8 protein-coding genes and 1 pseudogene are annotated in these 9841 nt (G+C 73.9%); 8 read left to right on the top strand and 1 reads right to left on the bottom strand.

What is annotated here, in order from left to right; all coding sequences use genetic code 11:
- The 6 genes from NBZ83_RS25470 to NBZ83_RS25445 all read left to right on the top strand — a co-directional run.
- On the top strand, nt 1-482 hold a 482-nt coding region (locus tag NBZ83_RS25470), incomplete at its 5' end, for a DUF881 domain-containing protein (RefSeq protein ID WP_261575942.1).
- 96 nt (nt 483-578) lie between these two features.
- A complete protein-coding gene (gene gcvH / locus NBZ83_RS25465) occupies nt 579-959 on the top strand; it encodes a glycine cleavage system protein GcvH (RefSeq protein WP_261565911.1) in 381 nt (126 codons plus the stop codon).
- A 294-nt stretch (nt 960-1253) separates the two neighbouring features.
- Nucleotides 1254-1799 (top strand): FHA domain-containing protein, encoded by a 546-nt coding sequence (locus NBZ83_RS25460; protein ID WP_163552189.1) that lies wholly within the window; start codon nt 1254-1256, stop codon nt 1797-1799.
- Between the two features lie 16 nt (nt 1800-1815).
- Nucleotides 1816-2589, top strand: a complete 774-nt coding sequence (gene ftsR / locus NBZ83_RS25455; RefSeq protein WP_261565915.1) for a transcriptional regulator FtsR — start codon at nt 1816-1818, stop codon at nt 2587-2589.
- Between the two features lie 158 nt (nt 2590-2747).
- Nucleotides 2748-3236 carry a bifunctional nuclease family protein gene (locus NBZ83_RS25450; RefSeq protein WP_261565917.1) on the top strand — a complete coding sequence of 163 codons (489 nt, stop codon included), beginning with the start codon at nt 2748-2750 and terminating at the stop codon, nt 3234-3236.
- Nucleotides 3237-4192: 956 nt separating this feature from the next.
- Nucleotides 4193-4732, top strand: a complete 540-nt coding sequence (locus tag NBZ83_RS25445) for a MerR family transcriptional regulator (RefSeq protein ID WP_261565919.1) — start codon at nt 4193-4195, stop codon at nt 4730-4732.
- Between the two features lie 43 nt (nt 4733-4775).
- Here NBZ83_RS25445 and NBZ83_RS25440 read toward each other — a convergent pair whose 3' ends face one another.
- Complete coding sequence (locus NBZ83_RS25440) at nt 4776-5396, bottom strand: phosphatase domain-containing protein (RefSeq protein ID WP_261575941.1); 621 nt, start codon at nt 5394-5396, stop codon at nt 4776-4778.
- A gap of 640 nt (nt 5397-6036) precedes the next feature.
- Here NBZ83_RS25440 and NBZ83_RS25435 point away from each other — a divergent pair.
- On the top strand, nt 6037-9087 hold the full coding sequence (locus NBZ83_RS25435) for an FtsK/SpoIIIE domain-containing protein (RefSeq protein ID WP_261565923.1): 3051 nt from the start codon (nt 6037-6039) through the stop codon (nt 9085-9087).
- 127 nt (nt 9088-9214) lie between these two features.
- Nucleotides 9215-9841, top strand: a pseudogene (locus NBZ83_RS25430) (hypothetical protein); the annotation flags it as partial.

Below are 9841 nucleotides of genomic sequence, written 5' to 3'. Positions count from 1 at the left end.
CACCCGGGGCGTCCTCGGCAGCGGGCGGGGCGTCGGGGCCGGCCGCCGAGCGCACCCAGGCCGACGAGCTGGCGATCCTCGCCGGGACCGTGCCGGTAGCCGGGCCGGGGCTGGAGCTGACCATCCGGGACCCCCACCGGGCGGTCGACGCCTCGGTGCTCGTCGACGCGCTGCAGGAACTGCGCGACGCGGGCGCGGAGGCCATCGAGATCGCCGGGGTGCGCGCGGTCGTGTCGACCTACGTCGCCGACGAGCCCGGGCACGGACTGATCGTGGACGGAACGTCGGTCGCTGCGCCGTATGTCCTTCGGGTGGTTGGTGATGCGCACACCCTGGACCAGGCGCTGCGGATCCCGGGCGGGGTGCTCGATACGGTAGCGGCGCGGGACGGGGCGCAGGCCAGTGTCCGGACCTTCGGGCACATCGAAATCCGTGCGCTGCGGCCCGCTCCCAGTCCCCGTTACGCTCGCCCGGCCGGATAGCTCCGCCGCCGCGCGGGTTGCCCGGCGAAGGGGGTAGGACCGACGGCCCCGCCGGCGCCGGTCGGAGCGATGCGGATCAAGGGGAGGCGATCTCCGGTGTACCCGGACGACCTGAAGTACACCCGTGAGCACGAGTGGATCCGGTTCACGGGGAGCACGGCCCGGGTGGGCATCACCTCCTACGCGCAGGAGGCGTTGGGCGACATCGTCTTCGTGTCGCTGCCCGACGTCGGCGCCACCGTCGAGTCGGGGGAGTCCTTCGGCGAGGTCGAGTCGACCAAGAGCGTCTCGGAGATCTACGCCCCGGCCGCGGGCGAGATCACCGCCCGTAACGAGGCGTTGGCGGGTGCGCCGGAACTGATCAACTCCGATCCGTACGGGGATGGCTGGCTGGTCGAGTTCACGGTCACGGACGTGGACGCGATCGAGGGCCTACTGAACGCCGAAGAATACACAGAGCACGTGAAGGAGCACTGACAGTACTTCCTGTGCCCCGTTGACTGGTGGTGGGTGACGCCACGCCGAACAACACGGGTCGCACCCTTTTCGCGAGCGTGCCCCCGATGCACTAGCCTCGGGGTGCACCGGGGCACGGTCGTGGACGGCCCAGCCGTCGGCATGTGATCATCCCGGTGGTGGGGGTGGGCTGCGAATGTCTGGCTACCACCATCGCAAGTGCTGGTAGAGACGTTCCCGCCGCCTGTCCGGTGGCGGCCGAGTCGGCTGGCGAACCTCGCTCGCGAGGGATCCCGGCAGGAAGCGGACGCGACTGTGTTCTGCACAAGGTGCGGACAGCAGAACCCGTCCGACGCGCTGTATTGCGCGCGGTGCGGGTCCCCTCTGGTGCGTCCGGGTGAGCCCGTGGCGCCGGAGCGGCCCGCCGAACAGACATCGACGTTGAATCTGGCCGCCGCGCTCTCCGGAATCGAGGGCGATCATGTCGACGATTCGACGGAACGCGACGCCGTCGCCGCGGTCGACGCGTTGCCGCCGGGTTCGGCGTTGCTGGTGGTCAAGCGTGGCCCGAACGCCGGCAGCCGGTTCCTGCTGGACGCGGACATGACCACCGTCGGGCGGCATCCCGAGAGTGACATCTTCCTTGACGACGTCACCGTCTCGCGCCGGCACGCGGAGTTCCATCGCTCGCCCTACACCAAGGGCTTCTCGGTGCGTGACGTCGGCAGCCTCAACGGCACGTACCTCAACCGTGAGCGCATCGACTCCGCCGAGCTCACTGGCGGCGACGAGGTGCAGATCGGCAAGTTCCGACTGGTGTTCCTCACTGGGGCGAGCTACGGGGGGTCAGCGGCGCGGTGAGCGGGAGGGACCAACGGTGAGCGGCTTCGCTGCGGCGTCGCCGGCCCCGCGCCCGAGCGGGCCCGGTCGGGACCGGGCCGGCTCGGACGCGAAGGTGCTCAACATCGGCCAGGTCCTGGACCGGCTGCGGGCCGACTTCGCCGACATCACGCTGTCGAAGATCCGTTACCTGGAGGCGGAGGGGCTCGTCGAGCCGGCCCGCACGAGCGCCAACTACCGCAAGTACTCGGCGGACGACGTCGCCAGGCTCCGCTATGTCCTGCATGCGCAGCGGGAGCGGTTCCTCCCGCTACGCGTGATCAAGGAGGAGTTGGCCTCCCTGGACCGCGGGGACACGCCGGTGCACCGGCCTGGGCCCCGCGCGGTGCCCCCGCATCCGGCTCCTACCGGCCTGGACGCGATCCTGGGGGTGGAACGGGTCAGGATGTCCCGTCGTGAGCTCCTGGCGGACGTGGGGCTCGACGAGGACGAACTGGTGGAGCTGGAACGGCACGGCCTGGTCGCGCCGATCGCGGGTGGCGGGTACTACGACTCCGACGCCCTGCTCGTCGCCCGCACGGTCGCGCTGCTTGCCGGGCACGGCGTCCAGGCCAGGCATTTGCGGGCGGCCCGAACCGTCGCGGACCGTGAAGCTGGTCTCATCGAGGCTGCCACCGCGCCGCTGCGTGGCCAGCGTGGCGGGGACAACGCCGGGCGGCAGGCGGAGACCGCCGATGAGCTGGCGGCCTTGCTGGTCCGGCTGCATGCGGCCCTGCTACGTTCCCGGCTGGCGGCCGGCCGGTCGAGCTGAGCGGGCGGTCGAGGCCAGGGCAGAAGTGCCCTGCCGGGCAGCGGAACCGGTGGGCGCGCTGACGCCGGGCGGATGCGGGGATACTGTCTCCCCTGTGGGGTTTTCTGGCTCCGGTCACAACATCCCGCCCTGCCCCACCTGCGCGAGGAGGTAGATCGGTGCATCGGCTGGACATCGTCGGCGTGCGAGTCGAGCTTCCGTCGAAGCAGCCGATCGTCCTGCTCAAGGAGGTGGGCGGTGAGCGGTATCTGCCCATCTGGATCGGTGCCGTCGAGGCGACCGCGATCGCCTTTGCCCAGGAGGGCATCACGACGGCTAGACCCATGACCCATGACCTGATGCGGGACGTGCTGCGGGCGTTGCAGACGGACCTGACCCGGGTGACGATCACGGACCTGCAGGACGGCGTCTTCTTCGCCACGCTCGTGTTCGGCAACGGGGTGGAGGTCTCGGCCCGTCCGTCCGACGCGATCGCGCTGGCGATGCGGATGGGCGCGCCTGTCTACGGCGTCGAGGCCGTCCTGGCGGAAGCCGGGATCACGGTTCCCGAAGAGCAGGAGCAGGAGCAGGAGAGCGAGCTGGAGAAGTTCCGGGAGTTCCTGGACACGATCTCTCCCGAGGATTTCAACAACACCCCCGGCTCCTGAGCGTCCGCAACACCCCGGTTTCCGTGCGGTTCGCGGCGTCCCCGGCTCCTGCGCGTCGGGCTCTCCCGCGGGCGCCGAGCCGCCGGGCGTCGCTGCCGCGCGTCGGCCGGATCGTCCGTCGGTGCCCGTGCCATGTCACGGGCGCCGGCCGCGCGCCTGCCCCCCGCCAGCGGTGTGATCAGCTCCACGGCGGCCTGTATGGCCCGTATCGGCTGCCCCGTGCCGGGGAGGGGGGCAGGCGCCGCGACCCCGTTTGCGGGTCCGCTCCTGTTGGGAGCGGGTGTGGCACGACTCGGACCGTCCGGTGGGCCCCTTTCCCTGACGTGGCGGGCCTCGGTGCCCGTCACGCGCTGAGCAGGCAGGACGGCCGTGGCACGCGTCCGGCTATGACGGCTCGTATCGAGATTCCTTTTTGTCCGATGTGACCACTGATGTCCGCTGGACTGCAGACACGCCGGCTTAGATCATTGAAGGAACAGCGCGTCGCTCCTACGGTCGGAGGAACCCGAACCCCGAACCCCGAACCCGGAGCTCGTGGCCGCCCATGCCCGCGGTGGATGCGTCGGTGGACGAACTCGCTCCGGCTCTGACCTTGCCGGGGAGGTGGTGACGGCGACCGCACCCGGGAGCTGTGGACCCGCGGTGCGGTGGTCCCGACCGTTTCGGTCGCGTGCGCCTCGTGCCGGCCGGTTGGCGGCGTTGCGGCCCGGACTGGCAACGCGCCGGTCCGATTGGCGAGGTCGGCGAGGTCGGCGAGGTCGGTGGCGCGTCGGTGGAGGTCGGTGGCGCGTCGGTGGAGGTCGGTGGTGTCCGGTCGGGACGGTCCGGACGTGGTGGTGGAAGTGACTCGACCGGGCTGGGTGTCCGGAATGGCGGGACCGGGTGACCGGGCCGCCTGGACCGACTCGGACCGATCCGGAGGATGGGGCTGGCATGGCGGCGAAGTGCGTACGACGATGATCGAGCAGGGCCACCTCTTTCCGGACGAGATCCCCGAACCCCCGGGGGACGACGTCGGATACCGCGGGCCGACAGCGTGCTCGGCGGCAGGCATCACCTACCGCCAACTCGACTACTGGGCCCGGACCGGCCTGGTCGTGCCCAGCGTCCGCGGCGCGTCCGGCTCGGGCAGCCAGCGGCTGTACTCCTTCCGGGACGTCCTCGTCCTGCGGGTCGTCCGCAAGCTGCTGGAGGCGGGCGTCTCGCTGCAGAACATCCGGGTCGCCGTGGAGCACCTGCGCACCCGGGGCGTGGATGACCTGGCGCAGCTCACCCTGATCAGCGACGGCTCGACCGTGTACGAGTGCACCTCGGACGATCAGGTGATCGATCTGGTTCGTGGCGGCCAGGGGGTGTTCGCGATCGCGGTCGGCCGCGCCCTGCGCGACATGCGCGGCCAGCTCGCCGAACTGCCCTGCGAGCGCCCCGGGCAGCCGCCCGCCTCCCACCCGGGCGACGAGCTCGCCAGCCGGCGCACGCGGCGTAGCACCGCCTGACCCCTACGTCCTACCCGCGGCGCCGGGCTGAACCGCGGGCCGCTCAGGTGCGGCCCTCGGACTCCTGGGCGTTGCCCAGGGTGGGCTCGTAGGCGAGCCACTCGGCCCGCAGCACCGGCCAGCCGTCGGCGCGGAGCAGGTCGACCACGGCCGGATCGTCGTCGACGACGACGGCGACCTGCCGTCGCGCGCCGAGCTGCCGCAGTTCGGCGCGCTTGAACATCCGGGCCGGGCGGCGGTCGTCGTCCGGGCGCATCAGCAGCTCCCCCAGGGGCAGGCCCTGCTCGCCCAGCCAACGCGAGGTCGCCGCCCGGGACCGCTCCGGCCGCCCGGTCAGCCACACCACCTCATGGTCGCGGGCGAGCCGGTGGACCAGTGTCACCCCCTCGGCCAGCGGGGGGTCCGCCGACGCCGCGGCGAAGAACGCCTCCCAGTCCCCGGGCCAGGCCCGCAGGAACCGCAGCCGGTGCCGGACATCGGCCACCACCCCGTCCACGTCGATGACCGCGAGCGGCCGCTGCTCCGGCACGATCGGATCCCCCCGGCCGCCCGCACTGGACGGGGTGGGATCGGGTGGCCCGCCGGGCGGCGGGCCACCCGCCGTGCCGTCGGCCGAGTCGACCGTGCTGGCGATACCCGCCGCATCGGCTGCGTCCGTCACCATGGTCTCGGCATGGATGCCCCGGCCTTCAGGCCGGGGAGGAAACGCCGCCCCACATCGTTCACTGGTGAATCTTCTTTCCGTGGAATGGATGAGGCGGGGGAGGACGTCAACTGCTGGAGACGCTGCCCTCACCCGGCCATTGAACACGCGCGCGGTGGCGCATATCGGTCCCGGTCGTACGGTGTCTGCCGGATCGGCGTGAACATCGCACCAGCCATCCCGTCGTGGGCCGCGGCGGTCATGTCATGGTCATGGGCCGCCGAAACCGGTTCGACGCCTCGAAGCCGTGTCGGGTGGCCCACATGCCGCGGCGCGCGGACGCCCGTCCGAACGGACCGCGCCGGCAGCCGGGGGTGGTCCGGGCGTCGTCCGTGCGGAGGCGACGGGTGTGATCCGGGTCCGAACAGCCACGTCGGCGCCGGGGCGTCGATAGCGTGGCCATGGTCAGCATCCGGTCCCGTCTGGTGACGGCATGGTCTCGCGCGGCCTCCCGGCGGGCACGCCAGTTCGGCCGGTCGGCGGGTTCTGGGATGTTTGCTCCCTCGGACGTGTCATGGTCGTCGAGGGAATTCCGCCGCCGGGTGCCCGACGCGGTGGCGGCCACCCGGTGCGGTGCAGAGATGGTGTGGGGAGGTCGACGATGTCGGGTACCCGGCGGGCGCGCACGCTCGTGGCCGGTATTCAGTCCTCGCTGGGCGCGGCGCTGGCCCTCGCCGACCGGCTGGAGGAGCAGGCGGCCGCGCTCGAACGCGGCGGCCCGCCGGCCGCGGCCGCGCAGGGCGGCCCGGGTCGGCCGGCCGCGTCGAACGGGCCGCGTGATGTCGACGCCTCGCTCGCCCAGGCCCGGATGATCGCCCGCAGCGGGGCCCGCGGCTTCGCCGGTGCCTCCTGGGCCGCCCCCGACTGGCGGCACGGGCCGTTCGGCGCCGCGCCCGCCGCGGCCGGCGGCGTGCGTGCCCGCTTCCGCCCGGGGCTGTGGCAGGTCGGGCAGGTCGTCATCCCGCCGGACGATCCCGGCGCGCCGTACAGCACGGTGCCGCTGGCGGTGCCGCTGCTTGACGGCCGCAACCTGCGGATCGAGACCGTGCGGGCGCGCCGCGCCGCCGCGGTCGACCTCGTCCGCGGGCTGCTCACCCGCATCCTCGCCGCGGTGCCCGCCGGTCGGGTCCGTCTCGTCGTCTACGACCCGCACGAGCTCGGCGCCGGCCTCGCGGGCTTCGCGCCGCTGCGGGCGGCCGGCGTCGCCTCCACCACCATCACCACCCGGGCCCGGCTGGAGGAGCGCCTCGCCGAGCTGTCCGCGGAGGTGGGCCGGATCACCGTCGAGCGGCTCGGCGGCCGGTTCGACTCGCTGCGGGAACGGGAGGACGCCGGCCAGGGCCGCCCGGAACCGTGGCTGCTGCTGGTCCTGCTCGGTGATCCGCGCCTGTACGAGGAGGGCGCCCGGTCGCTGTCGGCCGTCGCCGCGCAGGGGCCCGCCTGCGGCGTCCATGTGATCTCCATCGTCCAGCTCGCCCCGCTGCAGACCGATCCGGCGGGCGCCGACGACCTCGACGAGGTGACCCCGCCCGATCCGGACGCCGACGATCTCCGGCTGGACGAGGAGGCCGACTCGGTCGCCGACCCGCTGCCGAACTCGGTGGTGTTCACCGCCGTCGAGCTGCTCGCCGACCGGCCGGACTGGCGCGGTGCGCAGCCGGGCCTGTGGCGCACCTCGCTGACCGGCCTGCTACCCGTCCAGCTCGACCCCCCGCCGCCGCCGGATCTCGTCACCGCCGTCACCAGACAGGTCGCCGACGCAGCCGCCCGCGAGGCATCCCGCCCTCCCGGCATCGCCGAGCTGCTGCCCGGCGCCCTGTGGGAGTCCGACAGCGCCGCCGGGGTCACCGTGCCGGTCGCCCAGGGTCCCGACGGCCCGGTGCGGCTCACCTTCGACGACGACACCGTGCACGCCCTCGTCGGCGGCCAGGCCGGCGCCGGCAAGTCGACCCTGCTGCTCGACATCGTCTATGGCATCGCCGCCCGCTATGCCCCCGACCAGGTTCGCTTCCACCTGTTGGACTTCAAGGAGGGCCTGGAGTTCGCCCAGTTCGCCCCCGGCCCCGCCGATCCGTTCTTCCTGCCGCACGCCGACACCGTCGGCATCGAGAGCGACCGCGAGTTCGGTGTCGCCGTCCTGCGCGCGGTCCGCGAACAGATGCGCCGCCGATCGGTGGCGATGCGTGCGGTCGGCGCGCGGGACCTGCGGGGCCTGCGGGCGGCCGACCGCAGCTCCGCCTGGCCGCGGATCATCGTCGTCGTGGACGAGTTCCAGGTGATGCTCACCCCGATGGACGAGATCGCCCGCGAGGGCGTCGCCCACCTGGAGGTCCTGGCCCGGCAGGGCCGCGCCTACGGCGTCCACCTGCTCCTGGCCAGCCAGACGCTGTCCGGCATCGACGCCCTCGACTCCACCGCCGGCAAGCGCGGCTCGATCTTCGGCCAGTTCGCGCTGCGGGTGGCGCTGCGCACCTCGATCTCGGAGTCGCGGGTGTTGCTGTCCACGGCGAACGAGGCCGCGGGCGCGCTGGCCGGCGTCGGCGAGGCGATCGTGAACCGGCGCAACGGCCATCCCGCCGGCAACGAGCTCGTCCGCGTAGCCTTCCCCGACCCGGCGGTGATCTCCCGGCTGCGTGACCGGCTGGCGACCACCGCGGCCCGCAGCCTGCCGTCGGTGCCGCGGCCGCGGGTCTTCGTCGGCCATGCCCCGGCGATCCTCGACGACAATCCGATTTACCGGGCCCTGGACGGCCGGCCGGCGCCGGCGGCGATCGAGTCCGCCGCCGCCCCGATCGGGGACGAACCGCCGGCCGCGATCCACGCGGACGGGCCCGCTGTCGCGCTGTCCGGCGCCGCGATACCCGCCGCCGTGCAGCCCGCCGCCGTGCAGCCCGCCGCCGTGCAGCCCGGCGGCGATCCGCTCGCGTTGGTCGGGGTGCCCGTCGACCTCGCCCCGGCGGCGGTCGGGGCCCGCCTCGCCGCCTCACCCGGGCGCCATCTCGCCGTGCTCGGCCCGCTGCGCCGGGAGGCGGTCGGCATGGTGCAGGCGGCGGCGGCCAGCATCGCGGCCCAGCTGCCGGCCGGCGGCCTCGTCGCGGAGATCGTCGCCGCGGAGCCGACCGCACTCGGCGCCGCGGAGATCCTCGCCGAGCGGATGCGTCGCGCCGGCCACCCTGTCCGCGTCGCCGACGTCACCGGGCTGCGCGGGGTGCTCGCCGCGGCCGCGGACGAGACCCGGGCCCGGGAGGACGCGGCGCTTGCCGGCACGGGCGGCCCGGCGCCGCCGCTGCGGCTGGTGGTGGTGTTCGCGATGGACGCCGGGCGGGCCGCCCTGGAGGTGCGTGATCCGCAGTCGCGCCGGACCGGGCTCGACGATCTGCGCACGGTCACCCGCCGCGGCCCGGCCATGCGCGTTCACCTGGTCGGCTGGTGGCGGGGGGTGTCCCGGATGGTGGAGGACCTCGGGCCGGTCAACCGGGACGACATCGCGGCGTGGGCGGCCGCGGGGGTGCCCGGCAGCGACCTGTTCGCCATGGCGGGCCATCGGCCGGTCGCCGGCGGGACGATGCCGAACCGGGCGGTGCTCTTCGATCGGCACACCCAGTCCGAGCCGCGCACGGTGGTGCCGTTCGCACCCATGGTGCGGGGGTAGACCGGTGGCGATCGGGCAGGAAGATCCGGATATCGCGGGATGGGCGGGTGCCCGCCGGGAGGCGGGGCCCACCCGGCCGGCCGGGGCAGAAGCCGGAACCGGGGCCGGGGGAGAACGGAGCGCAATGGTGGCGGGAGCTGAGCCGGCGGGCACGCCCGAGGCATGGTCGATCGCCGGGTCGTGGCAGCGCGGCGCGACGGCGGCCCCGGACGCGGGTGCGATCACGACCGTCCCCGCTTCGAGCGGGCCGGTGGGCGCCGCCTTCGACCCCGACCCCGATCCCGACCCCGATCCGGACCCCGACCTCGACGATCCGCTGAAGGCGGCGATGCAGTACCGCCGGCTGCTCGGGACCTCCGACGCGGCGCGGGCCCGCGCCGACCGGGACGCCTACCAGCGGCGTCAGGGTAGCCGGGCGCAGGCGCGTCGGCACCGCGAGGCCGCCGCGGACATCCGGGCCCGGGTCGAGGGTGTCTGGGCGCAGGTCGCCGAGCCGTTGGCCCAGTACGGGCTCACCGACCTCGACCAGCTCAAGCCGGCCGCCGCCGAATCTGCTGCCGGCGCCGCGGTCGCGCTCACCAAGAAGTCCGTCTCGAGAGGCGGCGCCGACGCACCGGCCCAGCGGCGGCCCGGGCGGCCGCTGGCGCGTGCCGGGCGGGACCTGCGCGGCGGGTCAGACGACGACCACGCCGCCGGCGCCGCCCGCCAACGTCACCGGCAGGCACGGGAGGGCGGGCTGGCACGGGACTGTCTC

The sequence above is a fragment of the Frankia gtarii genome, from assembly GCF_025403375.1.
Classification (GTDB): Bacteria; Actinomycetota; Actinomycetes; order Frankiales; family Frankiaceae; genus Frankia; species Frankia gtarii.
The sequence above is the reverse complement of the archived record's forward strand: the minus strand, read 5'-3'. Positions and strand labels throughout refer to the sequence as shown.

What these genes read in the sequence shown, in the direction of transcription:
- NBZ83_RS25445 (WP_261565919.1), top strand. Translation starts at nt 4,193, where the DNA reads ATGATCGAGCAGGGCCACCTCTTTCCGGACGAGATCCCCGAACCCCCG.
- NBZ83_RS25440 (WP_261575941.1), bottom strand. Translation starts at nt 5,396, where the DNA reads ATGGTGACGGACGCAGCCGATGCGGCGGGTATCGCCAGCACGGTCGAC.
- NBZ83_RS25435 (WP_261565923.1), top strand. Translation starts at nt 6,037, where the DNA reads ATGTCGGGTACCCGGCGGGCGCGCACGCTCGTGGCCGGTATTCAGTCC.